21 protein-coding genes and 1 tRNA gene are annotated in these 26,367 nt (G+C 64.8%); 9 read left to right on the top strand and 13 right to left on the bottom strand.

Going from position 1 to position 26,367, the window contains the following annotated elements; all coding sequences use genetic code 11:
* Positions 1-138: 138 nt before the first annotated feature.
* The gene (locus QDT69_RS31890; RefSeq protein ID WP_279710434.1) at positions 139-1,596 is read right to left on the bottom strand and encodes a glutamate synthase subunit beta; all 1,458 of its coding nucleotides are present in this window, start codon (positions 1,594-1,596) and stop codon (positions 139-141) included.
* A 137-nt stretch (positions 1,597-1,733) separates the two neighbouring features.
* Positions 1,734-6,470, bottom strand: coding sequence for a glutamate synthase large subunit (gene gltB, locus QDT69_RS31895; RefSeq protein WP_279710435.1), 4,737 nt, complete (start codon positions 6,468-6,470; stop codon positions 1,734-1,736).
* 488 nt (positions 6,471-6,958) lie between these two features.
* Between gltB and QDT69_RS31900 the strand changes: the two genes are divergently transcribed.
* Positions 6,959-7,777 (top strand): hypothetical protein, encoded by an 819-nt coding sequence (locus tag QDT69_RS31900; protein ID WP_279710436.1) that lies wholly within the window; start codon positions 6,959-6,961, stop codon positions 7,775-7,777.
* Between the two features lie 186 nt (positions 7,778-7,963).
* On the opposite strand, the gene QDT69_RS31905 is transcribed toward QDT69_RS31900, so the two are convergent.
* Positions 7,964-8,437: an Hsp20 family protein gene (locus QDT69_RS31905; protein WP_279710437.1), complete on the bottom strand. Its 474-nt coding sequence runs from the start codon at positions 8,435-8,437 to the stop codon at positions 7,964-7,966.
* A 220-nt stretch (positions 8,438-8,657) separates the two neighbouring features.
* Between QDT69_RS31905 and QDT69_RS31910 the strand changes: the two genes are divergently transcribed.
* Together QDT69_RS31910 and QDT69_RS31915 are read left to right on the top strand one after the other, a co-directional pair.
* A complete protein-coding gene (locus tag QDT69_RS31910; protein ID WP_279710438.1) occupies positions 8,658-9,605 on the top strand; it encodes an alpha/beta hydrolase in 948 nt (315 codons plus the stop codon).
* Positions 9,606-9,642: 37 nt separating this feature from the next.
* On the top strand, positions 9,643-9,822 hold the full coding sequence (locus tag QDT69_RS31915) for a hypothetical protein (RefSeq protein ID WP_279710439.1): 180 nt from the start codon (positions 9,643-9,645) through the stop codon (positions 9,820-9,822).
* A gap of 48 nt (positions 9,823-9,870) precedes the next feature.
* Here the strand turns inward: QDT69_RS31915 and QDT69_RS31920 are convergent, their stop codons facing one another.
* Together QDT69_RS31920 and QDT69_RS31925 are read right to left on the bottom strand one after the other, a co-directional pair.
* Positions 9,871-10,530, bottom strand: coding sequence for a hypothetical protein (locus QDT69_RS31920; protein WP_279710440.1), 660 nt, complete (start codon positions 10,528-10,530; stop codon positions 9,871-9,873).
* A gap of 60 nt (positions 10,531-10,590) precedes the next feature.
* On the bottom strand, positions 10,591-12,390 hold the full coding sequence (locus tag QDT69_RS31925; protein ID WP_279710441.1) for a tetratricopeptide repeat protein: 1,800 nt from the start codon (positions 12,388-12,390) through the stop codon (positions 10,591-10,593).
* Between the two features lie 238 nt (positions 12,391-12,628).
* Here QDT69_RS31925 and QDT69_RS31930 point away from each other — a divergent pair, with 238 nt between their 5' ends.
* A complete protein-coding gene (locus tag QDT69_RS31930) occupies positions 12,629-13,264 on the top strand; it encodes a LysE family translocator (protein ID WP_279710442.1) in 636 nt (211 codons plus the stop codon).
* Between the two features lie 69 nt (positions 13,265-13,333).
* Here the strand turns inward: QDT69_RS31930 and QDT69_RS31935 are convergent, their stop codons facing one another.
* Positions 13,334-14,086, bottom strand: coding sequence for a sulfite exporter TauE/SafE family protein (locus QDT69_RS31935; protein ID WP_279710443.1), 753 nt, complete (start codon positions 14,084-14,086; stop codon positions 13,334-13,336).
* A gap of 92 nt (positions 14,087-14,178) precedes the next feature.
* On the opposite strand from QDT69_RS31935, the gene QDT69_RS31940 reads away from it, so the two are divergent.
* Positions 14,179-15,072 (top strand): LysR family transcriptional regulator, encoded by an 894-nt coding sequence (locus QDT69_RS31940; protein ID WP_279710444.1) that lies wholly within the window; start codon positions 14,179-14,181, stop codon positions 15,070-15,072.
* A 17-nt stretch (positions 15,073-15,089) separates the two neighbouring features.
* Positions 15,090-15,737, top strand: a complete 648-nt coding sequence (locus QDT69_RS31945) for a glutathione S-transferase (protein ID WP_279710445.1) — start codon at positions 15,090-15,092, stop codon at positions 15,735-15,737.
* Positions 15,738-15,805: 68 nt separating this feature from the next.
* Here the strand turns inward: QDT69_RS31945 and QDT69_RS31950 are convergent, their stop codons facing one another.
* The 3 genes from QDT69_RS31950 to QDT69_RS31960 all read right to left on the bottom strand — a co-directional run bounded on the left by QDT69_RS31950 (position 15,806) and on the right by QDT69_RS31960 (position 19,104).
* On the bottom strand, positions 15,806-16,774 hold the full coding sequence (locus QDT69_RS31950; RefSeq protein WP_279710446.1) for a tripartite tricarboxylate transporter substrate binding protein: 969 nt from the start codon (positions 16,772-16,774) through the stop codon (positions 15,806-15,808).
* A gap of 85 nt (positions 16,775-16,859) precedes the next feature.
* Positions 16,860-17,639, bottom strand: coding sequence for a histidinol-phosphatase (hisN, locus tag QDT69_RS31955; protein ID WP_279710447.1), 780 nt, complete (start codon positions 17,637-17,639; stop codon positions 16,860-16,862).
* Positions 17,640-18,216: 577 nt separating this feature from the next.
* Positions 18,217-19,104: an N-formylglutamate amidohydrolase gene (locus QDT69_RS31960; RefSeq protein ID WP_279710448.1), complete on the bottom strand. Its 888-nt coding sequence runs from the start codon at positions 19,102-19,104 to the stop codon at positions 18,217-18,219.
* 305 nt (positions 19,105-19,409) lie between these two features.
* On the opposite strand from QDT69_RS31960, the gene QDT69_RS31965 reads away from it, so the two are divergent.
* Both QDT69_RS31965 and QDT69_RS31970 read left to right on the top strand, forming a co-directional pair.
* Positions 19,410-19,769, top strand: a complete 360-nt coding sequence (locus tag QDT69_RS31965) for a response regulator (RefSeq protein WP_016843340.1) — start codon at positions 19,410-19,412, stop codon at positions 19,767-19,769.
* 79 nt (positions 19,770-19,848) lie between these two features.
* A tRNA-Val gene (locus QDT69_RS31970) sits at positions 19,849-19,923 on the top strand.
* A gap of 727 nt (positions 19,924-20,650) precedes the next feature.
* On the opposite strand, the gene QDT69_RS31975 is transcribed toward QDT69_RS31970, so the two are convergent.
* Together QDT69_RS31975 and QDT69_RS31980 are read right to left on the bottom strand one after the other, a co-directional pair.
* On the bottom strand, positions 20,651-20,959 hold the full coding sequence (locus tag QDT69_RS31975) for a hypothetical protein (protein WP_279710449.1): 309 nt from the start codon (positions 20,957-20,959) through the stop codon (positions 20,651-20,653).
* Between the two features lie 155 nt (positions 20,960-21,114).
* A complete protein-coding gene (locus tag QDT69_RS31980) occupies positions 21,115-22,095 on the bottom strand; it encodes a tripartite tricarboxylate transporter substrate-binding protein (protein WP_279710450.1) in 981 nt (326 codons plus the stop codon).
* A 145-nt stretch (positions 22,096-22,240) separates the two neighbouring features.
* Here QDT69_RS31980 and QDT69_RS31985 point away from each other — a divergent pair, with 145 nt between their 5' ends.
* Entirely contained in the window at positions 22,241-23,794 is a 1,554-nt protein-coding gene (locus QDT69_RS31985) for a winged helix-turn-helix domain-containing protein (RefSeq protein ID WP_279710451.1), read from the top strand.
* A gap of 75 nt (positions 23,795-23,869) precedes the next feature.
* Here QDT69_RS31985 and QDT69_RS31990 read toward each other — a convergent pair whose 3' ends face one another.
* Complete coding sequence (locus QDT69_RS31990) at positions 23,870-24,706, bottom strand: hypothetical protein (protein WP_279710452.1); 837 nt, start codon at positions 24,704-24,706, stop codon at positions 23,870-23,872.
* On the bottom strand, positions 24,703-26,277 hold the full coding sequence (locus tag QDT69_RS31995) for a bifunctional diguanylate cyclase/phosphodiesterase (protein ID WP_279710453.1): 1,575 nt from the start codon (positions 26,275-26,277) through the stop codon (positions 24,703-24,705). The genes QDT69_RS31990 and QDT69_RS31995 overlap by 4 nt, the downstream gene beginning before the upstream one ends.
* Positions 26,278-26,367: the final 90 nt, after the last annotated feature.

Genomic DNA, 26,367 nt, shown 5'->3' on the forward strand with positions numbered 1-26,367 from the left:
GCCCCGCGCAGGCGGGGCATCCAGTACGCCGCGGCCTCTCGGTTTGATCTCTGACGTCTCTGGAATACTGGATCGCCCGCTTTCGCGGGCGATGACAGTTCAGTGTGTGGATGTGGATTGCCGCAACGGCCGGGGCGACTACCCCGGCAGGTCGGTCTTCCCCATCAGGAAGGTGTCGATCGAGCGCGCGCACTGGCGGCCTTCACGGATCGCCCAGACCACGAGCGACTGGCCGCGGCGCATGTCGCCGGCCGAGAAGACCTTGGCGCGCGAGGTCTGGTAGTCCTGCAGGGATGCGCGCACGTTGCCGCGCTGGTCGAGCTCGACGCCCAGCGTCTTGAGCAAGCCCTCGTGCACCGGATGGACGAAGCCCATCGCCAGCAGCACGAGCTCGGCGTCGAGCGTGAACTCGGTGCCGGGCAGCGGCTTGAACTTGTCGTCGACCTTGACGCAATGCAGTTTTGTCACCTTGCCGTCGACGCCTTCGAACTTCTGCGTCAGCACGGCGTATTCGCGCACGGCGCCTTCGGCCTGGCTCGACGACGTCCGCATCTTCAGCGGCCAGTTCGGCCAGGTGACGCCCTTGTTCTCGTGCTCGGGCGGCGCCGGCATGATCTCGAGCTGGGTCACCGACTTGGCGCCCTGACGGAACGAGGTGCCGATGCAGTCCGAACCGGTGTCGCCGCCGCCGATCACGACGACATGCTTGCCGCCGGCGAGGATGTCGGCGGCGCCGTTCAGCGGCTCGCCGGAGACGCGGCGGTTCTGCTGCGGCAGGAAGTCCATCGCGAAGTGGATGCCGCTGAGATCGCGGCCCGGGATCGGCAGGTCGCGCGGGGCTTCCGCGCCGCCGGTCAGCGCCACGGCGTCATACTGCTTGGCCAGCTCCTGCGGGTCGATCGCGCCGGGCGTCGAGCCGCCGACGGCCTTGCCATAGTGGAAGGTGACGCCTTCAGCTTCCATCTGCTGAACGCGGCGGTCGATGATGCCCTTCTCCATCTTGAAGTCGGGAATGCCGTAGCGCAGCAGGCCGCCGGCCTTGGCGAACTTCTCGTAGACATGCACCTCGTGGCCGGCGCGCGCGAGCTGCTGCGCGGCGGCAAGGCCCGCGGGGCCCGAGCCGATCACCGCGACCTTCTTGCCGGTCTTCTCAGTGGCGATCTCCGGCTTGACCCAGCCATTGTCCCAGGCGCGGTCGACGATCGCGCATTCGATCGTCTTGATGGTGACCGGGTTGTCGTCGATGTTCAGCGTGCAGGACGCTTCGCACGGCGCCGGGCAGATGCGGCCGGTGAATTCGGGGAAGTTGTTGGTCGAGTGCAGGTTGCGCGAGGCCTCTTCCCAGTTGCCCTGATAGACGAGGTCGTTGAAATCGGGGATCTGGTTGTTGACCGGGCAGCCCGGCGTGCCGGGCTGGACCGAGCCTGTGCCGTGGCAATAGGGGATGCCGCAATTCATGCAGCGCGCGGCCTGGTCGCGCGTGTCCTTCTCGCTCAGCGGAATGACGAACTCGTTGAAGTTCTTGAGCCGATCGGCGACCGGCTCGTACTTGCGGTCATGCCGCTCGATCTCGAGAAAACCTGTGATCTTACCCATTGAAACCCGATGCCCCTGCATCTCAGTTGTTCCGTCATTCCGGGCTGCGCCGCATGGCGCAGACCCGAAGTCTCGAAGTGGCTTTGCGCATTCCGGGTTCGCGCCTGGCACGACCCGGAATGACGCGCGGTCGTGACTTACGCGCCGATCGCGATCTTCGGCTCGGCGTCGGCGTTGGCCTTCATTTCCTTCAGCGCGCGGCGGTACTCCACCGGCATCACCTTGCGGAATTTCGGCAGCCAGGCCTTCCAGTTGGCGAGGATCTCCGCCGCCTTCTTCGAGCCGGTCAGCTTGGCGTGACGGGTGATCAGGACATGCAGCCGCTCCACGTCGGAGTCGAGCAGGTTCTGGAACACGTCGACCCGGCCATGCGCCTCCAGATCGCCGGAGTGATGGTAGGTGTCGGCGTTGATCATCTCCTCCGACAGCACCGGCTCGAGCTCGACCATCGACAGGTTGCAGAGCTTGTCGAAGTCGCCGGTCTCGTCCAGTACATAGGCGATGCCGCCGGACATGCCGGCCGCGAAGTTGCGCCCGGTCTTGCCGAGCACCACCACGATGCCGCCGGTCATGTATTCGCAGCAATGATCGCCGGCGCCTTCGACGACCGCGACCGCACCCGAGTTGCGCACCGCGAAGCGCTCGCCGGCGATGCCGCGGAAGTAGCACTCGCCCGCGATCGCGCCGTACATCACGGTGTTGCCGACGATGATCGACTCTTCCGGCACGATGCCGGAGATCTTCGGCGGCTTGACGATGATGCAGCCGCCCGAGAGGCCCTTGCCGACATAGTCGTTGCCTTCACCTTCGAGCTCGAAGGTGACACCCTTGGCCAGCCAGGCGCCGAACGCCTGTCCGGCCGTGCCTTTCAGGCCGACATGAATGGTGTCGAGCGGCAGGCCAGCATGGCCGTAGATCTTGGCCACTGCGCCCGACAGCATCGCGCCGGCGGAACGGTCGGTGTTGTTGATCTCTTCTTCGATCTTGACCGGCGCGCCGCGATCGAGCGCGGCCTGCGCCTGCTCGATCAGCCGGCGGTCGAGCACGGCTTCCAGGTGATGGTTCTGGCTCTCCGAGTGATAGATCGTCTGACCCTTCTCCTCCTTCTGCCGCACGAACAGCTTGGAGAAGTCGAGGCCCTTGGCCTTCCAGTGCGAGACCAGCGCGGTCTGGTCCAGCATCTGGACCTGGCCGACCATGTCGTCGAACTTCTTGTAGCCGAGCTGCGCCATGATCTCGCGGACTTCTTCGGCGACGAAGAAGAAGTAGTTGATGACGTGCTCGGGCTGGCCGGTGAAGCGCTTGCGCAGCACCGGATCCTGGGTCGCGACGCCGACCGGGCAGGTGTTGAGGTGGCACTTGCGCATCATGATGCAGCCCGCTGCGATCAAGGGCGCGGTGGCGAAGCCGAATTCGTCGGCCCCGAGCAGCGCGCCGATCACGACGTCACGGCCGGTGCGGAAGCCGCCGTCGACCTGCACCGCGATGCGGCTGCGCAGCCGCTGACGCACTAGCGTCTGATGGGTCTCGGCAAGACCGATCTCCCACGGCGAGCCGGCATGCTTGATCGAGGTGAGGGGCGAGGCACCGGTGCCGCCCTCGAAGCCCGCGATGGTGACATGGTCGGCGCGCGCCTTGGCGACGCCGGCGGCAACCGTGCCGACGCCGACTTCGGACACCAGCTTGACCGAGACCTGGCCGTCGGGATTGACGTTCTTGAGGTCGTAGATCAGCTGGGCGAGGTCTTCGATCGAGTAGATGTCGTGATGCGGCGGCGGCGAGATCAGGCCGACGCCCGGCGTCGAGTGTCGGACGCGGGCGATCGTCGCGTCGACCTTGTGGCCGGGCAGCTGACCGCCTTCGCCGGGCTTGGCACCCTGCGCCATCTTGATCTGCATCATGTCGGAGTTGACGAGGTATTCCGTCGTCACGCCGAACCGGCCCGAGGCGACCTGCTTGATCGCCGAGCGCATCGAATCGCCGTTCGGCATCGGCTTGAAGCGGTCGGACTCCTCGCCGCCTTCGCCGGTGTTCGACTTGCCGCCGATCCGGTTCATCGCGATCGCGAGCGTGGTGTGCGCCTCGCGCGAGATCGAGCCGAACGACATCGCACCGGTCGAGAACCGCTTGACGATGTCCTTGGCCGGCTCGACGTCCTCGAGCTTGACCGGCTTGCGCTTGTCGTCCTCGGCGCCCTTGATCCGGAACAGGCCGCGCAGCGTCAGCAGACGCTCGGACTGCTCGTTGAGGATCTTGGCGAACGCGCGGTAGCGCTCCTGCGAGTTGCCGCGCACCGCATGCTGCAAGGTCGAGACCGATTCCGCGGTCCAGGCATGGTCCTCGCCGCGGGTGCGGTAGGCATATTCGCCGCCGACATCGAGCGCGCTCTTGTAGATCTGGCTGTCGCCGAACGCGTCGGTGTGGCGCCGCACGGTCTCCTCGGCGATCTCGCCGAGGCCGACGCCCTCGATGCGGGTGTGGGTACCTGCGAAATACTTGGCGACGAAGTCCGCCTTGAGGCCGACCGCGTCGAAGATCTGCGCGCCGCAATAGGACTGGTAGGTCGAGATGCCCATCTTGGACATCACCTTGAGCAGGCCCTTGCCGATCGACTTGATGTAGCGCTTGACGATCTCGTAGTCGTCGAGCGCGCCGGGCAGCCGGTCCTTCATCGCGAGGATGGTTTCGAACGCGAGATAGGGGTTGATCGCTTCGGCGCCGTAGCCGGCGAGGCAGGCGAAGTGATGCACTTCGCGCGGCTCGCCGGATTCCACGACGAGGCCCACCGAGGTGCGCAGGCCGGTGCGGATCAGGTGGTGATGCACGGCGGCGCAGGCCAAGAGCGACGGGATCGGGATCCGGTCGGTGCCGGTCATGCGGTCCGACAGGATGATGATGTTGATGCCCTCGCGCACCGCGCCCTCGGCGCGCGCGCAGAGCTCATCGAGCACCTGCTCCATGCCCGCCGCGCCGAAGCCGGCGTGGAAGGTGGTGTCCAGCGTGCGCGACTTGAAGTGGGTCTCGGCGACGTCGGAGATTGAGCGGATCTTTTCGAGGTCGGTGTCAGTCAGGATCGGCTGCCGCACCTCGAGGCGCTGGGTCGAGGCGACGCCCTGCAGGTCGAACAGGTTCGGCCGCGGCCCGATGATCGAGACGAGGCTCATGACGATTTCCTCGCGGATCGGATCGATCGGCGGGTTGGTCACCTGCGCGAAGTTCTGCTTGAAATAGGTGAACAGCTGCTTCGGCTTGTCCGACAGCGCCGAGATCGGCGTGTCGTTGCCCATCGAGCCGGCGGCTTCCTCGCCGGTCGACGCCATCGGCGTCATCAGGATGTTGATGTCTTCCTGGCTGTAGCCGAACGCCTGCTGGCGATCGAGCAGCGGCAGGTTGGAGCGCACGCCCTTGGCCGGCGCATCCGGAAGCTCCTCGAGCTGGATCTGGGTGCGATGCAGCCAGTCGGCGTAGGGGTGGCTCTTGGCGAGGTCGGCCTTGATCTCGTCGTCGGGAATCAGGCGACCCTGCTCGAGATCGACGAGCAGCATCTTGCCGGGCTGCAGCCGCCACTTGGTGACGATCTGGTCCTCCGGAATCTTCAAGACGCCCATTTCGGACGCCATCACGATGCGGTCGTCCTTGGTGACGAGGTAGCGCGCCGGGCGCAGGCCGTTGCGATCGAGCGTCGCGCCGATCTTGCGGCCGTCGGTGAAGGCGATCGCGGCCGGGCCGTCCCACGGCTCCATCAGCGCGGCATGATATTCGTAGAAGGCGCGGCGCTGCTCATCCATCAGCGGATTGCCGGCCCACGCTTCCGGAATCATCATCATCACGGCGTGCGGCAGCGAGTAACCGCCCTGCACCAGGAACTCGAGCGCGTTGTCGAAGCAGGCGGTGTCGCTCTGGCCTTCATAGGAGATCGGCCACAGGCGGCTGATGTCCTTGCCGTAGAGCTCGGAATGCACCGAGGCCTGCCGCGCCGCCATCCAGTTGACGTTGCCGCGCAGCGTGTTGATTTCGCCGTTATGGGCGATCATCCGGTAGGGATGCGCCAGCGACCAGGTCGGGAAAGTGTTGGTCGAGAAGCGCTGATGCACCAGCGCCAGCGCGCTGTCGAAATCGGCTTCGTGGAGGTCGGGATAGTACTTGCCGAGCTGGTCGGCGAGGAACATGCCCTTGTAGATCACGGTGCGGCACGAGAACGAGCACGGATAGTAGCCCGCCATACCGCGGTCGCGGCGCTGGTAGATCGCCTGCGAGATCGACTTGCGCAGGATGTAGAGCCGGCGCTCGAAATCGTCCTCGTTCTTGGCCGCACCGTTGCGGCCGATGAAGACCTGCATGTGGTAGGGCTCGGTCGGCTTCACGGTGACGCCGAGCGAGGAATTGTCGCTGGGCACGTCGCGCCAGCCGAGCAGCTTGAAGCCCTCGTTCTTGATCTCGTCGGCGATGATGCTCTTGATCACGTTCCGCCACGCGGCATCGCGCGGCATGAACAGTGCTCCGATGGCGTATTCGCCGGGCTGCGGCAGCTTGAAGCCGAGCTCGGAGGTCTTGCGCGCGAAGAAGGTGTGCGGGATCTGTACCAGGATGCCGGCGCCGTCACCGGCGCGCGGATCGGCGCCGACGGCGCCGCGATGCTCGAGGTTGCACAGGATGCTCAGCGCGTCCGAGACGATCTGATGCGACTTCTGGCCCTTGATGTTGGCGATGAAGCCGACGCCGCAGGAATCCTTTTCCAGGCTCGGATCAAACAGGCCTTCGGCTTCAGGACGCCATGTATGCAGCTCACGCGCGGGTTCGGCGGCTTTCGAGTCCGCGGTCGCCGACAGCGCACCTGCCACGATGATTTCGCGCTCGAATTCCGACCCGCTCATGTGTCCTCTCCCTTGCGTAAGGGGCCTCACCCTATTTGGCGCACCTTGGACGTTGCGGCACCCACCGGGCCACCGCTCGTCCGCCGCGAGCCGCATTTTCCTAAATTCAGACGACGGGCGTTTCAACGTCCCCTAGGGGACGGCCCTGCCTGCAGCATTCTCGGAGCCCGGGGCGCCGAGGTCCTTCTCGCGAAGGTTCTCGTTGCAATCCCCATGCCGGGATGGCCTCGAAATTGAGACAGCCTTACTGTCCTAACCTCGACCTTGCCAAATTTTTGTCTATCACACAAGCGCGAGGAAGTCCTCGCCCGCATGCTCGGAATGAACGGCTCGGCTGGCCCGCCGCGCCCCCGATTCGAAGCAAACACGCCGTGATCTGGCCCAAGGAGCGACCAAGGACCGCCGAATTTCAAACTGAAATTTTGCCCCGGGCAAGCCTCCAAGAGAGCGGGAAGCTCCTTAGGGCGGGGCAGACAGGAGTTACGGCGATGAAGTTGTTCACAGGTTCGGTTGCAGCCGCCGCCCTCGCGCTCAGCGCAGCCTCGGCCGAGGCGCAGCTCGCGACGTCCGCCCGGATCGGCAGCCCGGCTTTCGTCAGGGTCTCCGACATGGACGGGCCGTACGCCGCCATGCCCGAGGTTCCGCCGCCGCCGCGCTTTGGCCGCGTCCCGAGCCTGCTGCCGCCGGTCGAGGTGTACACCGTGCTGCGCGAGAACGGCTATCTGCCGCTCGGCGCCCTGCAGCAGCGCGGCTTCGTCTACACGATCTCGGTGATCGACGAGGGCGGCGACGACGGCCGGCTGGTGATCGACGCCCGCGACGGGCACATCATCCGCTTCACCCCGGCCTATCGGCTCGGCGACAATTACGAGGAGGAGATGAGCGCGACCTACGGCCCGGTTGGCCCGATGCCGCGGGTGATCCAGGCCCGGGTGCCGCGGCCGCCGCTCCCGATCCCCCATGTCGCGAGCCGCGTCCCGGTGCCGAAGCGCAGCCCGCTCAACGCCAAGGCGCAGGCTCCCGCTGCTGCTTCCGCGGCCCAGGCGGCTGCTCCGGCGGCCCAGGCTCCCGCTGCGGCGGCCCGGGCCGCCGCACCACTGACTGCCGCGCCGCAGCCTGCGCCCGCCCAGGCCGCAGCACCCGAGCAGGCCGCGGCTGCCCCGAAGCCGGCGGAGACCCAGGCGGCGGCGAAGCCCGTCCAGCAAGCCGAGGTCCCGACCGTCGGTCAGGCCGCGCCACCGCCGGCGGCGCCCCCGCCCGCGATTCTGCCGACCCAGGAAATGCCCAAGGTGCAGGGGCTGGAGTGACCAAGGTCGCCGCGTAGCCCGGATGGAGCGAAGCGCAATTAGGGGATCGCTCCCCGCGGCACGACCCTCCCGGATTTCGCTCCGCTCCATCCAGGCTACGAAAGTTAAGCGCGCAACAAAAAAACGCCCCGGTTTCCCGGGGCGTTTTCGCGCTCAGCCAATATCTGCTGACGCGGGGGGCATTCCTTAGGCCGCGACCTTCGCCGAGCCGTCGACGACCTGCGGGGCCTTCTCGCCGCCGCCGATCGGAATGTTGCGGGGCTTCTTGGCCTCGGGAATCTCGCGGACGAGATCGACGTGGAGCAGGCCGTTCTCGAGCGAAGCGTTCTTCACCTGCACGAAGTCGGCAAGCTGGAAGACGCGCTCGAACGCGCGGGAGGCGATGCCGCGATAGAGCACTTCCGAGCCGTTGCCGGAGTTCTCGTTGGCGGATTTCTCGCCCTTGATCGTCAGCGTGTTCTCCTTCGCGACGATCGAAAGCTCGGCCTGCGAGAAGCCGGAGACCGCGACGCTGATCCGGTAAGCATTCTCGCCGGTGCGCTCGATGTTGTAGGGGGGATAGCCGGGGCTGCCGTCCGAGGTCACCTGATCAAGCAGATTGAAGAGGCGGTCGAAGCCGACGGTGGAACGATAGAACGGAGTGAGGTCGTAGCTACGCATAGGGTAGTCCTCCAATGAGCGACTGTTTCAGTTACCCGCCCGCCATCGGGCCGGGCCTAGATGTGTGCAGCCTGATGTTCCGGGTCCGAAACACTGGTAGCGGCCTGCACTGAAGTGATATGGGAGGGGGCACGTCGCGTTCAAGAGGCCGAAACCGCGTCGCTTTTTTTGGCGCAGGCGTCCTTGATCTCCACCCTGTCTCACCACGCCGGTCTCCCGCATGACGCTCGTCTCGATTCCCGCCAACCCGGTTCCGGACGACGTTGTCAGTGGCACCATCAAAGCATCAGATGGAGCCGAGCTGCGCTTCGCGCGCTGGGCGCCGCCGCCCGGCCGCAAGGGCACGGTCTGCGTGTTCGGCGGGCGTGGCGAGATGATCGAGAAATATTTCGAGACGGTGCGCGACCTGCGCGACCGCGGCTTTGCAGTGGCGATGATCGACTGGCGCGGGCAGGGCCATTCGTCGCGGCGGCTACGTGATCCGCGCAAGGGCTATGTGCGCGACTTCGCTGACTATGAGACCGACGTCGAAGCCTTCGTGCAGCAGGTGGTGCTGCCGGATTGTCCGCCGCCCTATTTCGCGCTGGCGCATTCTATGGGCGGCGCGGTGCTGCTGCGGGTCGCACATGCCGGCAAGCGCTGGTTCGACCGCATGGTGCTGTCGGCGCCAATGATCGACCTGCCGCGCAAGCGCGTGTCGTTCTTTCCGAGCGCGCTGCTTCGGATCATGCGTTGGACCGGGCAGGGCGGCAATTACGTTCCGGGCGGCAGCAGCGAGCTGGTCGGGCTCGCGCCCTTCATCGGCAATCCGGTCACCAGCGATCCGGTGCGCCACGCCCGCAACGCGGCGATCCTGGAGGAAGACCCGACGCTCGGCATCGCTGCGCCGACGATCGCATGGGCCGACACCGCGTTCACCGCGATGCGCACCTTCCGCGGCATGTCGTATCCCTCCGAAATCCGCCAGCCGATCCTGATGCTGGCGGCGAGCAATGACGAGGTGGTGTCGACGGCCGCGATCGAGGAGTTCGCCTATCATCTGCGCGCCGGCTCGCATCTGGTGATCGCCGGCTCCAAGCACGAGATCCTGCAGGAGCAGGATCGTTACCGCGCGCAGTTCTGGGCGGCGTTCGACGCCTTCGTGCCGGGCACGCCGCTGTTCAAATAGCCCCGCCGCTTCCCGAGCTAACCAGGGGGATCATCCAATGAACTTCGGAGAATGGATCGATGTCGAGGCGGACCGGATCGTTCGAATGGGATTGCTCGCACCCGCGGAGCATCGAGAAGACTACATGAAAGTCCAGATTCAAGCCGCGCTCAGAAAGGCATTTGCTCACGGCCGCGATCGCCTCACAGAAACGGATAAGCCGCGCGCGATCTGGTAGTCCCAACGAGGCAAGTGTTTCGGCCGGATGGTGTCCGACGTCCGCAGCTCAAGTCTTGAGCAGCGCGACGATGCGGTCGGGAAAGCGCTTCTCGACGAATAGCGTCCTGACCTCGGCGACGCTGAGATAGCGGTCCTTGCCTTCGCCCTTGCCCATGATGTCGAGCAGCACCGGCCACTCGCCGAGCATCAGGAGCGGGTAGTAGCAGTGCAGGATGGCGTAGGACGGCGGATGCTCGTCCTTGGCGCGCTGGAAGTTCGCGGCCATGAAGGTCTTGATCTCGGATGCCGACAGCCCGCGTTCGACGCTGCCGTCGGGCGCCTTGTAGTCGCTGCCGAAGGTCGCGAGCCGCGCGATCTCGTCCTCATGCACGACGGCATGTTGGTCGAGGATGCGCGAGCCGGCGCCGTGCTTGTCGAGCGGGCCGTTGCGTAATTCGTCGAGGATCGCGCCCTGCAACAGGCTGCGCATTTGGCTGAACGGGCCGATGCCGTTGGCCATCTGCGCGACCATGAAGATCTTGGCGCCGGCGTTGAGCGCCGGAAGCCCGGTCTTGCCGGTGGCGCGGTCGATGGTCTCAGTGAGCTGTGGCAGCGACACGATGTGGCCACCGACATAGCCGCCGGCGACCAGCGCACGCAGGAACGGGCAGGGATTGTCAGGGGAGACCTGCGGGGCAGGCGCCGCGCTTGCAGCCGTATCGGACATCAAACCACATCCTGAAAAGCTTCAGCCTAAAAAGCATCCATTACCGGTGGATGAATTCGCTCAGGAATCGACCGCGAATTTCGATGCGGATGCAACCAGAGCGAGTTTGCCGAACGGCAGGCCGGCTTTCAAGAGGCCTTCGCGATAATGCGCGATGTCGGCCGGGTTCTTCCAGTGGAAATTGCGCAAGTGACGTTCGACCGTCAGCTTGGGATGGTTGGCGAGCAGCGCCTCGGCCGCCTGCGCGGCCTCCTCAGCGCGGCCGAGCTGGGCGAGCGCCGCGGCGCGCACCGCAAGACCCTGCAAATGGTTCGGGTTGAGGTAGAGCGTTTCGCGCGACCACGACAGCGATGCGTCATACTGTCCGAGCAGATAATGGCTGAACGCGTTCAGAGCGCCCCATTGGTAGCGCGGGTCGCTGTTGCCGCGCTGAACCGCCGTCGAGAACAGCTCGACCGCCTGGCGATGGTCGCCGATCACCATGTGGCAGATTCCGAGCACGCCGCGCGCGCCCATGTCGTAGGGGTTGAGCTCGATCGCCCGCTTGATGGCATCCATCGCGGCTTCGTAATGGCCCTGCATCGCATGCAGATAGGCCAGCAGCGAAAATGCGAACGAGGAGCGCGGATCGAGCCGGACGCTGCTCTCGGCCAGGCTGACCGACGAGGCCCACAATTCGCGCGTGCTCGGAATCCAGCCGAACTGGATGCTCTGGATCTGGATCAGCGCGAGATAGGCGCGCGCGATCGACAGCGCGGGATCGAGCTCGATCGCTTCCTTGAACAGCGCGATCGCGGTTTCGCAATCGGTCTTGGTCTGGTGGTAGTAGTGCGACAGACCCTTCAGGAAACGATCCCACGCGGTCAGCTCGGAGTTCGGCGAGCGTGCCGGCGCCGATGCCTCGGCGCGGTAGATCTCCTGCGCGACCGCGGCGGAGAGATTCGCGGTGATCTCGTCCTGCATCGCGAATAGGTCGCCCATGTCGCGGTCGTAGCGGCCGGTCCACAGCTGCTCGCCCTTCTCGGGCGCGATCAGCTCGGCGGTGACGCGGATCTTGTTGCCGGCGCGCCGCACCGAGCCCTGGATCAGATAGGTGGCGTCGATCTCGCGCGCGATCAGCCGCGTCGAGACGTTCTTGCCCTTGTAGGCGAAGGTCGAGTTGCGGCTCAGCACGCGATAGAAGGATTGCAGCGACAGCGCGTGGATCAGATCCTCGGTCAGGCCGTCCGAAAAATATTCGTCGGCGCTGCCGCTCAGATTGTCGAACGGCAGCACGCCGACGATCGCGGTCCGGTACTGCCCCGGCAGATGCGGCCCGTCCTCCGGAGTGTGCTCCTGGGCGTCAGTCCCGGCCGGCGCCCAGGTCCAGACATTGACCGGTTCGGCAATGTTCTTGAAGCGATGCGGGCCGGCATCGACCAGGCTGACGGCAAGCCGCCGTCCGGCCTCGGTGCGGGCCTTGTCCGACACCGCGATGCCGCCGGGCGTCGCGACCGTCTCGAGACGGACGGCGATGTTGACGTCATCGCCGAACACCTCGTCCTCGTCGGCCATGACGTCGCCCATGTGGACGCCCATCCGGAAATGCATGGCGCGGTCGGCCGGCAGATGTTCGTTGCGCTCGGCCATCAGGGTCTGCATCGCCACGGCGGCCTCGATCGCGCCGATGATGCTCGGAAATTCCAGCAGGAAGCCGTCGCCGGTGTTTTTGACGATTCGGCCGCCATGGTTGAGGATGATGGGGTAGATCGCGCTGCGATGCGCCTTGAACGAGGCATGCGTCCCCGCCTCGTCAACCCCCATCATGCGGGAATAGCCGGCGATATCAGCGCAAAGAATGGCAGCGAGCCGTCTTTCCATGTCTCCTGTGCCCTGGAATGGCCACTTAGCCGAGGTGACCGAATCCGATACTTACAAGACAGGCCGGGTCCGGCGGAAGCTCGGTTTGCGGGCACCTATAATGCATAGTAGCAGGAATTGGCATGCGACCAACGGATCGTACAGTCCGTTTCTCTACTGAATTCGTGTGTCGCTGGAATGGCGCAGGTTGGCTGACCGTCCTTTCCGGTTCGTTACTTACATAGGATAATCTCGCCGAATGCTGGGAATTCACGAACTTTGGCTGTTTGTCCTGTCCGGGCTGCTGCTTAACGTCACGCCGGGGCCGGATACCGCTTATATCATCGGGCGCACGATTCAGCTCGGATGGCGCGGAGGTGCCGCTGCGGCGATCGGTATCAGCTGCGGCTGCCTGGTCCATGTGCTGGGCGCGGCGATCGGGCTGTCGGCGCTCTTGATGGCGTCGTCGACCGCATTCCTGGCCGTCAAGCTGATCGGCGCGGCCTATCTGGTGCTGACCGGCCTGCAGATGCTGCTCTCGCGCGCCAAGCCGATCGCCGAGATCGCCGGGCAGGGCGGCGAGACCTCGATCTCGCGCGTGTTCTGGCAGGGCGCCCTGACCAACATCCTCAACCCCAAGGTGGCGCTGTTCTTCCTGGCGTTCCTGCCGCAATTCGTGGCGGCGGACTCAGCCCACAAGACGCTCGCCTTCCTGGTGCTCGGGCTGATCTTCATCACCGGCGGCACGCTGTGGTGCCTTGGCCTCGCGGCCTTTGCGGCGAAGGCCGCCGGCCGCATCCGGCAATCGACCGGCGTGATCGCCTGGATCAACCGCTCGCTCGGCGCGCTGTTCATCTATCTCGGCGTCCGCGTCGCCATGCTGGAGGCGCGCTAGGCGTCGCCAGAGCGTTTTCGAGCGAAGCGGTTTACCGGTTCGCGTGAAGAAAACGCGTCGAACAAGAATCTAGCCGTGGATCTTGAGCAGCGCGCTGCCGGCAAGATAGATGCCGAGCAGGATCATCGAGATCAGGAACCAGCGGCGGAACACATCCGGCTGCATCCGGGTGCGGACTGCCTGGCCGATGAACATGCCGATGAATGACGCCACCATCGCCACCGCACCCGGCAGCGCAGTGGCCGCGGTCAGCAGGCCCGAAGCGGTCAAGTTGAAGGCGAGCGCCAGGGTCGCGGTGGTGAAGAAGACGCCGAGCGCCTGCACCAGTTCGTCCCTCTCCATGCCGATCGCCTGCATGAACGGCATCGAGGGGATGACCTGGACGCCGGTCGCCGCCGAGATCAGCCCGGTGATGACGCCGACGATGCCGCCGATCCATTTCTCATTGCGCCGCGCGACCTTGAAGTTGAACCTGCTGAGGCCAACGATCGCGTAGATCACCAGCAGCACGCCGAGCACGACGGTGCCGTAGGCGGCGTAAGGCCCGGTCAATAGTCCGGCGTTGATCCAGATTCCGGCGACGGTGCCGAGCATCAGCGGCCATAGCCGCCTGAGGATGTCGCGCAGATAGGGGCCGACGAAGGTCTGCCAGATATTGGTGACGATCGCCGGTACGATCACGATCGCGATCGCCTGGCCCGGCGCCATCGTGGTCGCGAGCAGTCCCATCGCGACCGTCGGCAGGCCGAGCCCGAGCGTGCCCTTGACGAAACCGGCGAGCAGGAAGGCGAAAGCGATGAAGATGAGGAGATGGTCGACCATGGCCGGACATTGACCGATCGGCGCGATCGGCACAATCTGGAGGTTACGGAGTTAGCCTTCGGGCTGTCCGAAGGAATGGGGCGGGACACGTCATGCGGTTCGACCTGATCGATTTGCAATTGTTCATCGCGGTTTCCGATGCGCGCAGCATCACACAGGGCGCGGCGCGGGCGAACATGGCGCTAGCCTCGGCCAGCGAGCGAATCAAGGGCCTCGAGGAGGCGCTCGGCGTCGCGCTGCTCAAGCGCGGTCGCCGCGGCGTCGAGCTGACGGCGGCGGGCGAGAGCCTGCTCGGCCACGCCCGCATCGTGATTCACAATGTCGAGGCGCTGCAAAGCGATCTTGCCGCCTATGCCAGCGGCGTCCGCGCCAACGTGCTGTTGCTCGCCAACACCTCGGGCCTGTCGGAGCATCTGCCGCGGGCGCTCGCAGCCTTCCTGCACGAGCATCCCGATATCAGCGTCGATGTCGAGGAGCGCGAGAGCACCGATATCGCGACCGCGATCGCCAGCGGCGCGGCCGATCTCGGCTTCGCCGCGGAACACGCGCTGCCCGACAGCGTCGAGCGCTTCCTGTTCAGCGAGGATCGCCTGATGCTGGTGGCGCCGCGCCGCAGCGATCTCGGCGGCCGCCGCCAGATCGATTTCCAGGAGGTGGTCGGGCGCGATTTCGTCGGCCTCACGGCGACGTCTGCGTTGCAGGTTCATATTTCCCGCCACGCGGCAAAGCTTGGTGCGCGGCTGCGCTTCCGTGCCCGCCTGCGCGGCTTCGACGCCATCTGCCAGATGGTCGCCGCCGATGTCGGCGTCGCCGTGATCCCGGAAACCGCGGCGCGGCGCTGTGCGGCGTCGATGGCGATCACGACGATCAGGATCCGCGACGGCTGGGCCAACCGCCGGCTGACGATCTGCGCCCGCAGCTTCAAAGCGTTGCCGCGTGCCGCCAAGCAGCTCGTGGAATATCTGCGCGCCGAAGCGCAGCGCTGACATGCGAGGAGAGTGCAATGCTCAGGGTCTGGGGACGGCGCAGTTCGTTCAACGTACAGAAAGTGATGTGGCTGATCGGCGAACTCGATCTGGTGCACGAGCACATCGATGCCGGCGGCGTGTTCGGCGGGCTCGATGCGCCGGCTTTCCTGGCGATGAACCCGCACGGCAAGGTGCCTGTCATCGGGGATGACGAGGCAACCGTCTGGGAATCCCACGCCATCCTGCGCTACCTCGCCGCGCGGCATGGAGCAGGGCCGTTCTGGTCCGACGATCCCGTCACAAGGGCGCGGGTCGATGGTTGGATGGACTGGTCGCAGACCGCGCTGCAGCCGGATTTTCTCGGCGGCGTATTCTGGGGATTCTTCCGCACGCCGGAGAGCCAGCGCAATCGGCCGGCGATCGAGCGCGCGCTGGTCCGCTGCGAGCAGCATTTCGCCAAGCTCGAACGCCTCCTTGAGAATAATCCGTTCCTGCTCGGCGAGACGCTGTCGCTCGCTGACATCACCGCCGGAACCTCGCTCTATCGCTACTTCGAGCTCGAGATCACGCGCCCGCCGCTGCCGGCGGTCGAGCGCTGGTATCGGACGCTGCAACAGCGCCCGCCGTTTCGTAAGCACGTCATGATTCCGTTCGAGGAGCTGCGCGGCCGGCTCGACTACTAGAGCGTTTTCGAGCGAAGTGGGCACCGGTTCGCGTGAAGAAAACGCGTCAAGACAAGGATCCAGAGCTTCTACTTCGCCGTCACCACGCCGGCGTCCTGGATCACCTTCGCCCATCGCTTGATGTCGGCGGCGATGAAGTCGCGGAAATGCTCCGGCGTGTCGCCGGCCAATGTCAGGCCTTGCTCGGCGAGTTTTGCCTTGACCGCCGGATCGGCCATCGCATCGGTCGCGACCTTGTTCAGCCTTGCGACGATCGCCGGTGGTGTTCCGGCTGGCGCGACCATGCCGTACCAGTTCTCGATGATCAGGTCGGGCATGCCGACCTCGGTCGTGGTCGGCACGTCGGGCGCGGTCGGGGCGCGTTCGCGGCCGCCGAGCGCGATCGGCCGCAGCGAGCCGGCCTTGATCTGCGGCAGGATCACGGGGAGGTCGAGGAAGGTCATCTGCACCTGCTGACCCAGCAGGTCGTTCACGGCCGGCGCGGCGCCGCGATACGGCACGTGGACGATGTCGATCTTCGCCGTCAGCTTGAACAATTCGCAGGCCAGATGCGGCAGGCTGCCGGGGCCGGAGGACGCGAAGTTGAGCTTGCCCGGCTGCGCCTTGGCGAGCGCGACCAGTTCGCTCATGTTGTTCGCCGGCACGTTGGTGGCGACCACCAGCATCTCGGGCACGGTCGCGACCAGCGTCACCGGCGCGAGATCCTTCAGCGTGTCGTAGGCGACTTTTTCCATGCTCGGGCTGATCGCCAATGCGCCGGCGCTCGCGATCGCAACGGTGTAGCCGTCGGGCACGGCCTTCGCGGCCGCGTCGGTGCCGAGCACGCCGCCCTGGCCGGCGCGATTGTCGACGATGATCGGCTGCTTCACCAGTTCCGACATCTTCTGCCCGATCACGCGTGCGATGATGTCGTTCGGCCCGCCGGGCGGGAAAGGCACGATCAGCCGAATCGGCTTGGTCGGGAACTCCTGGGCCGGGGCCGCAACGGGCGTGAGAAGCAGGAGAAGGATTGCCAGCAGCCTGCCGCGCATCGTCATGTCGCCCATCCCTGGCTTTTCTCGTTGCCGTCAGGATGGGCGCAGATCAATCGGCCGGCAACTCAAGAAATCAGCGAAGAGAAGCTCAGGCGTTGAGCAGCTTCATCGCGGCTTCGTGCACGCGCGGATCGCCGGCTGCGATGATGCGGCCGCCGCCTTGCGCCGGCTTGCCGTCCCAGGTGGTGACGACGCCGCCGGCGCCGGTGACGATCGGGATCAGGCCGGCAATGTCATAGGGCTTCAGCTCGGTCTCGATCACGAGGTCGAGGTGGCCGGCCGCGAGCATGCAATAGGAGTAGCAGTCGCCGCCGTAGCGCGACAGGCGCGCCGCTTGCTCGACACGGCCGAAGCGGGCGCGGTCATCCGGATTCATCAGAAGCGGGCTCGTGGTGAACACCGTCGCCTCTTTCAGCGTGGCGCAGCGCCGCACCGAGAGCCGCCGCTCGCCCGACGGCCCGGAGTAACTCGCCGAGCCGTTGTCGCCCAGGAAGCGCTCGCCGATATAGGGCTGGTGCATCATGCCGAATACCGGCGTACCTTTGTGCAGCAGCGCGATCAGCGTGCCCCAGATTGGAAAGCCGGCGATGAAGGACTTCGTGCCGTCGATCGGGTCGAGCACCCAGACATAGTCGGCGTCCTCCCGCTCGTTGCCGAACTCCTCGCCGACGATGCCGTGCTGGGGGAAGTTCGCCTTGATCAGCCGCCGCATCACCGCCTCGGCGGCACGGTCGGCCTCGGTGACCGGATCGAAATCGTTCGAGCTCTTGTTGTCGACCGAGAGCGAGGTGCGGAAGAAGGGCAGGATGGTTTCGCCGGATGCGGTCGCGAGGCGGCCGATGAAGGCGGTAAAGTCGATGACCGTCACGGCATGTCCCCGAAATGCGCAAACGACGCGGAAAGCATCGAATGCGCTCTTGCCTAGCTCAATCCAATGCGGCGCGCACGATTAACGGAGTGTTATCCCAGCCTGATGTCCGGTTCCGGACTTTCGATTTGGTCCGGATTCGAAAGTCTTGAGGGCTCCGGGACGGATCACGAAGTTGCGAGTTCTGGTATACAAGCTATGCGCCGAGCGCTGACTGATTTCGAATTTCTCCGTAAATAGTTGATATTTAACGGATTAATTCGGCATCCCGTTCGTGTTGCAATTTCGCCAGACTTACCAACATTGCAGAAGAAATGTTTCGAAAGTTCTTGCGTTTTGTGCAGCGCGGTCGCATATTGTTGCGGTGCGGTAGCGCCTCGCGCTATCGCTGCCCTCCTTGGGCGTTTCCTCCCTAGACTTGGGCCGCTTGTTCATTCAAGCGGCCCTTTTTTCTTGGCTCTTCCTTGGCTCGACGTTTCCAGGCGTGAATGCGGAATCCAATTTCGCATCTGGTCACGCCGCCAACTGAATTCGTGGTTCACGACTTCGTCGATCACCGTAGTACGATTCGAGGGCGCTACTCCGCCGCCGCCTGGAACGGGCCGAGATCTCCGAACGGGATCTTTGCCAGCGCGTCGGCGAGTGTCGCGAAGTCGGCGGCCACCTGGGCGAAGCGCGGTCCGCGCTCGCGGTGGCGCTCATCCATATAGACCGCGCGGTTGAGCTCGATCTGCACGGTATGCAGGCCGCTCGCCGGGTTGCCATAGTGCTCGGTGATGAAGCCGCCGGCATAGGGCTTGTTGCGGCCGATCGAATAGCCGAGCGAACTCATGATCTCCTCGACCAGATCGGGCAGCAGCGGCGCGCAGCTCGTGCCGTAGCGGTCGCCGATCACGACGTCGGGCCGGCGCGGCTCGTCGCGCGACACGCCGACCGACGGCATCGAGTGGCAGTCGACCAAGATCACGGCGCCGAACGCCTGGTGTGCCTTGTTGATCAGCCGGCGCAGCGCGCGGTGGTAGGGCTTGTAGAGCACCTCGATCCGCCGCAGCGCCTCGTCGACGTCGAGCCGTTCGCGGTAGATCTCCTGGCCGTCGCCGACCACGCGCGGGATGGTGCCGAGGCCGCCGGCCACCCGCATCGAGCGCGTGTTGGCAAAGCTCGGCAGCCGCCCGGTGAACATCCGCGGGTCGAGCTCATAGGGCTCGCGGTTCACGTCGACATAGGAACGCGGGAAGTTGACCTGGACGATCGGAAAGCCGCGATCGCTCACGCCGGCGATCAACTCGTCCATGAAGCTGTCTTCGGAGCGGCGCAGCGACGCCACATCTATACGCGACGCCTCGAGGAATTCGGCAGGGTAGACCGAGCCCGAATGCGGGGAATTGAAGATGATCGGCGCGCGCCAAGCCTGCGGCTCAACGATCTCGAACGGGGGCGACAACTCGCCAGCAAATTCGGTCATTCCCTTGGCGCCGTCCCTTGCGTCCGCCTCGCCCAGCAAGAACTGATTCTGCCGGAAAAGCGGAGATTTATGGGCAGGCATTGTCGGTAATCGCGATCATTCTGCCAAGTGAAAAGAGTGTGGCACGCCCTGGAACGCGTCTTAAAGGCGGGAAATACCGCACCCGGTTGATTCGTCGCGTGGTTCGGTCCACAAATCGGTGGTGCGCATTTGCCGCTGGCTTGACGCAAATTTCACCCGAAATTTACCGTCTGTCGGGCTTACTGTTCGGACTGCTCCTCCAGCCGGATTCGACGATTCCTGCCATGCCGAAAATACTTCTCGCCGAAGACGACACCGATATGCGCCGCTTCCTGGTCAAGGCGCTCGAAAATGCGGGTTTCAAGGTCTCGCCGCACGACAACGGCATGTCTGCCTACCAGCGGCTGCGCGAGGAGCCGTTCGAAATGCTGCTGACCGATATCGTGATGCCCGAGATGGACGGCATCGAGCTGGCGCGCCGCGCCTCGGAACTCGATCCCGATATCAAGATCATGTTCATCACCGGCTTCGCCGCGGTGGCCCTCAATTCCGATTCGGAGGCGCCGAAAAACGCCAAGGTGCTGGCCAAGCCCGTGCACCTCCGGGAATTGGTTAGCGAAGTGAATAAGTTGCTGGCGGCCTGATTCGCCAAAAAACCTTCACTTTGTATCCTTGCCTGCCCCGCCGGTGTCCGTTATAGGGACCCGATCCAAACATGGCTTTGGGTGCGTAGCTCAGCGGGAGAGCACTACCTTGACATGGTAGGGGTCACAGGTTCGATCCCTGTCGCACCCACCACGCTTCGCCCTGACGGGCTTCGCGTGGCGCAGCCACGCCGGAGACCGCCAGCGAAGCGTGTCCGGCGTAGCTTGAACGAAGTGAAAGCGAAGACGGACGACGGCCGAAGCCCAACGGGCGCAGGCGGGCCTTTGGCCGCGAGCTTCGGCTCGGCAAGCCACGCTTCGCAATAGCGAGGCCGCGGTTTCGGATTCAATTGCCAAACAACTAGGCTCTCACTGTCATCACCCGCGAAAGCGAAAGCGGGTGATCCAGTATTCCAGAGGCGCCGGTGATTGAATCGATGGGCCGCGGCGTACTGGATCGCCCGGTCGAGCCGGGCGATGACAGCTTTGGTGGGGATGCAGCCTCGCACTCTCGCGATATGAATCGTCCGAGTCTTCCTCTTCGTCCACCCTCTCACTGATGCAAACGTTCGGCCCGTTCGTCGTCCGGTGACGTCCCGTAGAATTACGCCCGCGCTACTACGCGTCGTATTTCGGCTCTGGTGCTGATACGCCGTGGCATCGCGTCGACTGATCGACGCCTCCCGTTCCACCGGAATTCGCCGTGCACACCGCGCTGAGCCTGCTTTCGATCTGGGTGCTGATCAACATGCTGTTCGTCGTGGTGATGACGCCTGCGGAGCGCTCCCGTCAGTCCGAACCAGGCGCGAGCGACGGGCCCTAATCGCGTGAGGTTGGACTTCTCTGTTCTGGACGAATGAGCCGGCCGTGCGTCGTTGCGGTCAGAGAAGGCCCAGCTCATCAGCATGGTCGCGGCTGACTTGCCTCTTTCTGACGATTGCCAGCTCCCTGGCGCAAGCTTGAAACTCGCTTGTCCCGGAGTGCATCCCAAATTTCTCGCAGAAGCCGAGATTTTCGGCGAGGATCTCGCGATCGTGGCGTTCTTGCGCGGTCGCGCGCACGGCCGGCGCCTCGATCAAGGCCGCCCAAAAGCCGAAGGCGATCAGCGCAGCAAAGGATACAAAGGATACAAGATAAAAGAGCTGGTAACGTGCTGGGGTGCGCGCGGCAAGAGAGGCGGCGTCAACCATTGCTTTTCTCCAATACTCGACGATGAACGAATAGCCAAAGGGTTGCTACGTTTCTGGCTGTTGGCTCGGAGGCGCCGGCCATGTCGCTGTGAAGGATTGCGCGGGCAGGTTCATTCATCGCCTGGTCCGACCCGGTCATCGACGGATCTCGCGCGTCAGTCGATGTGGACATGCGCATCGCTAACGACCTTTTTCCACTTGTCGGATTCGGCCTTGATGAAGGTCATGAAGTCCTGGGTGGTGCCCACAGCCGGCTCGAAGCCGATCTCGGCGAGGCGTTTCTGAACCTCGGGCTGTGCCATTGCTTCAGCAATCTGGTCGTGCAGCAGGTCGACAATCGCCGTTGGGGTGCCGGCCGGCACCATGGCTCCGATCCAGAATCCGATCTCGTGGCCCTGGATGCCTTGCTCTTCGAGTGTCGGCACGTCGGGGACAACAGGCGAGCGCTTGTGAGCTGCGATCGCAAGACCGCGCAACTTGCCGTCCGCGATCAATGGCGCGACCGCCGTCACCACAATGGGAATGATCTGCGTATCGCCCGCGAGCGTCGCCTGCACGGCGGGCACGGCGCCCTGGAACGGGATAGCCACAACGTCGAGACCGTAGGTGAGCTTGAACAGCCATTCGGCGCCGAGATGCGGCGAGGTTCCATAACCCGGCGTCGCGTAATTGTACTTTCCGGGATTGGCCTTCAGGAGTGCAATGAGCTCCTGCATGCTGCTCGCCGGCAGCGATGGATTGACGGAAATCATCTCGGGCGCGGTGGCGATCTCGACGACCGGCGCAAAGTCCTTGAACGGGTCGAACGGCACCTTTGCCTTGACGGCAGGCTCGACGACGAAATCCTGATTCATCAGCAAGATCGTCCGGCCGTCCGCCGGCGCATGCGCCACCGCGGCAGCGCCGATTGCGCCGCCGGCACCCGGCTGGTTCTCGACATAGTACCTCGCGCCCGCCTTTTCGGACAGCTTTTGCGCGACGATGCGGCCGACGAAATCTGCGGGGCCGCCAGCCGGATAGGGGACGACGATCTTGACTGGCCCCCCGTGGTTGCCGTCCGCCCCGCTGGCACAGTCGAATGCCGCGAGCGCGCTCACCAGCGACGCCAGCAAGAGGATGGATTTCCGCCCATTCATCGGTCTTCTCCCATTGGATTCACGGGGGCGTGCAGGGGCACCATAGGGAGCGCCGCACAAATCGTCCTGAAAGCCCGCTCCAATTCGGCTGAAATTGCGCTGAAGATTGGCTATCGTGAGCCGGAGTCACCTTCCTGAGGCTGCGATGAACGGCTCCGCGACGACCAATCTTCAGTTCGGCCGGTTCACGCTGGACTTGGCGCGCGGCTGCCTTCGCGCCGACGGGCGGGATATCGAATTGCGGCCGAAGAGCTTTGAGGTGCTGCGCCATCTCGTCGAGAACGCCGAGCGGCTCCTCTCCAAGGAAGAAATCATCGGTGCGGTCTGGCCCAACGTCGTCGTGTCCGACGATTCGCTTGCGCGCTGCATGAGTGACGTTCGGCTTGCGCTCGGTGACGCCGAGCAGAGCATCATCAAGACGATCCCGAGACGGGGCTACATGGTAGCCGTGCCCGTCACACGTCCCATCGTCCGCGCGGGGCCGCCGCTTCCCGATCGCCCGTCGATCGCCGTTCTCCCGTTCACCAATCTCAGTGGCGACCCTCAGCAGGATTATTTCAGCGACGGCATCTCGGAGGACATTGTCACCAACCTGTCCAAATTTGCCGGCCTGTTCGTGATCGCGCGGCACTCGTCGTTCCGCTATCGCGGCGCCAATCTCGACGTGCGGCAGATCGGGGCAGAACTTGGCGTCCGCTACCTGCTGTTGGGCAGCGTCCGCCACGACGCCACGCGGGTTCGCATCACCGCCGAGTTCGTCGACGCAGCAACCGGCGAGCAGCTGTGGGCCGAGTATTATGACCGCGAGCTGACGGGCATTTTTGCAGTCCAGGATGAGGTAACCCAGAAAATCGTCGGAACCCTCGTTGCGCATCTCTCGCGGTTCGAGGTCGAGCGCGCGATGGCCAAGCCGCCTGGCGCTTTCTCCGCCTATGACTATTGGTTGCGCGGCAACGCGATTATGAAGACCTTGCATGGCGATCCGACCGGGCAAAGAATCATCGCTGCCCGCTTATTCTTCGAGCAGGCCATCGCGGCAGACGGCAACTATGCGCCGCCGGTGCACGGCCTCGCCTCGACATGCCATGCGGCCTGGATCGAGCCCTACGAGATGCTGGCAGCGGAGTATCAGCAGCGGGCGACGCAGGAGCGGGGCCTGACGTTGGCGCAAAAGTCAGTCGAACTGGACCCGCATCTGCCCGATGCACGCGTGTCGCTTGCCCATATCTTGCGTTGGCTACACCGCACTGAAGAGAGCCAGGCGGAGTTCGCTCGCGGATATGAACTGAATCCGAATCTGGTGGACTATCGCTATGGGCTCGCGCTGATCCATTGGGGGCGCCTTGAAGACGGATTGGAGCACCTCGAACGGATCATGAGGCTCGATCCCTTCCACCCGCCCGCCTGCCAGACCTTCCTGGGCAACGCATATTACTTCATCGGCCGCTATTCCGAAGCGATCGAAAGTCTTCGCGCAGCCGCGCGGCGCTTGCCTACCTTTCGTCCGACCTTCGTATGGCTTGCCGCCGCCGCGGCCCAACTTGGCAACCATGAGGAAGCCCAGGAGGCGGCCGCCGCCGTGCTTCGGCGTGATCCCGCGTTCACGATCGGAAAATGGCTTGAGCTGCACCGTTTTGCGAGGCAGGCCGATAGCGATCGCATCGCCGAGGGCTTGCGCAGGGCGAACTTTCCGGAGTGAAGAGCATCCAGATATTTTCGTCCGAGTGCTTGCGCCGGCGGGTATGTCGCCCCCGGGCCGACCGAAAGCGGCGGCTCAGCGCGGCACGCCGCCGCCGCTCCAGGGTGAGGGCCGTGCCGGCGCGGCCGCGGCGCCGACCAGCGGACGCCGATTCCAGTCCAGCACGGAGTCGCTGTGCAGCTGCTCGACGACCCACAGGAAATACACCGAGGCGGGAATGCCGATCAGGTCGAACACGAGCATCGAGCCGCTGCCGTGGGTCGTGGCATCGATCAGGTGGATCAATGCGCAGCTGAAGAACACGCCAGTCAAGGCCGCTCCAGACAGCGACCACACGCCGGTCGCAAGATAGCGGCGCACTTGATGGTCACCCAGATACCAGCCGACCAGGCCGTAGGTCACGGTCACGAACACGTTGGCGAAGAACGTGGCTGAGGCAACGTCGATCCAGCTGCCCGGCGTCGTCACGCGTGCGGCAAGCTCGGCCGACGTGCAAAGGAACGGGACGTATGCACCGGGCTGGGCCATCGCCCAGGCCGCGAGCCAGCCCGCGGTGATCGCGAACCCGCCGACCAGCAGCATCGCGCGATGCGGCGAGAGCGCGATCAGTCGCTCGCCCTGGCCGCCCAACACCGTCTCGAACCGCAAGAACACGAATGTCAGTCCCGCCGGCAGCCCAAGCAGGGTGACGGCGAGCATCGACCAGGACACGCTCTCGCCCTGCAGCACCTGAAAGCCATGCACCAGATGATGCGGGCCGCAGCTCGCGGCCATCATCGAAAACCCGATGCCGAAGCGGGACCAGCCGCGATAGCGATGCAGGCTGACCGTTTCCCACGCCGACAACAGCCCAAGGCCTGCGTAGGCCAGTCCGATCGCCAGATTGCTGAGGCCAATGACGAGGTACATCATCGCGAGACCGTCGCCTTGGTGCCCATCGGCGCCCCGATGTGATCGAGAAACTCATCGATGAAATAGTGATGGCCGCGCCGCACCGGCCCTTCGACGGGCTGCGCGGCGTGCAGCGCGCGTCCCGAACTTGGATGCCAGAGTGCCTTGGTCAGCATCGGCGCGATCTGTTCGGCAGCAACCGGCCGCGAGAAGAAATAGCCTTGGGCGACGTCGCAGCCCATGCGCAGCAGCATGGCGGCCTGCTCACTCCTCTCCACGCCCTCGGCGATGGTGTGCTTGCCCATCGCGTAGGCGAGGCTCAGGATCGATGACACGATCGCGGTATCGCCCGGCTCGCTGCTGAGACCGTCGATGAAGCTGCGGTCGATCTTCAGGACTTCCGCCGGCATGTCGCGCAGGCGCGACAGCGACGAGTGCTCGGTCCCGAAATCGTCGATCGCGACAAACACGCCAAGCTGCCGGATCTGATCGAGGACCTGGACGACCTCCTCCGGCGCGCTCATCATGACGCTTTCGGTGATTTCGAGGCACAGGGCGGTCGGATCGACGGCGGTCGTGGCGAGCACCTGGCGGAGCTCCTCGATGAAGGTCGGCTCCGCGATCTCGCGCGGCGACACGTTGACGGTCATGGCCAGCCGGCAGCCCGGCATCTGCCTCGTCCACTCGGCGAGCTGGCGACAGGATTCCTGCAGCACCTGCCGTCCGATCTTGACGATGAGGCCGCATTCCTCGGCGACGGGAATGAAGTCGGCGGGCGAGATGATGCCGCGCTCGGGATGCCGCCAGCGCACCAGCGCCTCGACACCCACCACGCATCCGTCCTTGAGGCGGACCTGCGGCTGATACTCGACGAACAGCTGTGATTCCCGCAGCGCCGCCCGCAGATCGGATTCGATCTGGACGCGCTTCTCGGCGCGGGCATGCAGCTCGTCGTTGAACTCCGCCAATCGCGCCCGGCCACGGACCTTTGCGGCGTAGAGCGCGGTGTCCGCCTCGCGCAGCAATTGTTCGGCGCACTTCGTGCCGGGCTTGCAATGCGCGAGCCCCACGCTTGCCGAGACCACGACTTCCTTGCCGGAGAGCAGGATCGGCTCGGCCAGCGCGGCGAGGATCCGCCGGCCGAGCGCTGCGCCGGAAGAATCCGAGGCGCGCGGATGCAGGACGACCATCTCGTCGCCGCCGAACCGGCTCGCGGTATCTTCAGGTTCAAGACATGCAACGATGCGCCGGGCCATCTCGGTCAGCACCTTGTCGCCGCTGCTGTGGCCGAGCGAATCGTTGACGAGCTTGAAATTGTCGAGATCGACGAACAGCACCGCGACCCGCGCGCCGCCATCGGCCTCGCGCGCCAGCTCACGATCCAGCCGTTCGAGCAGCAGGCTGCGCGTCGGAAGCCCGGTCAGCTGGTCATGCGCCGCCGTGTGCATCAGGCGTGCAATCACGCCCCGCAGGCGCTCGACCTCCGAACTTGTCCCGGCCAACGAAACGGCGGGATCGTTCTCGACGCCAGAATGCAGTTCCCTGATCGTGGCCCCGAGCCGCATCGAAATATTGGGCCGCGGTCCAACCATCTCCTCGTCCCCACTACCAATCAAATATCCGGCGACGGTAGGCAGTCTGGAGTTTGCAAAAGGTTGCGTGAAGGCCGTCCGCGACTTTTG

It is taken from the genome of Bradyrhizobium sp. CER78, assembly GCF_029846235.1.
GTDB lineage: Bacteria > Pseudomonadota > Alphaproteobacteria > Rhizobiales > Xanthobacteraceae > Bradyrhizobium.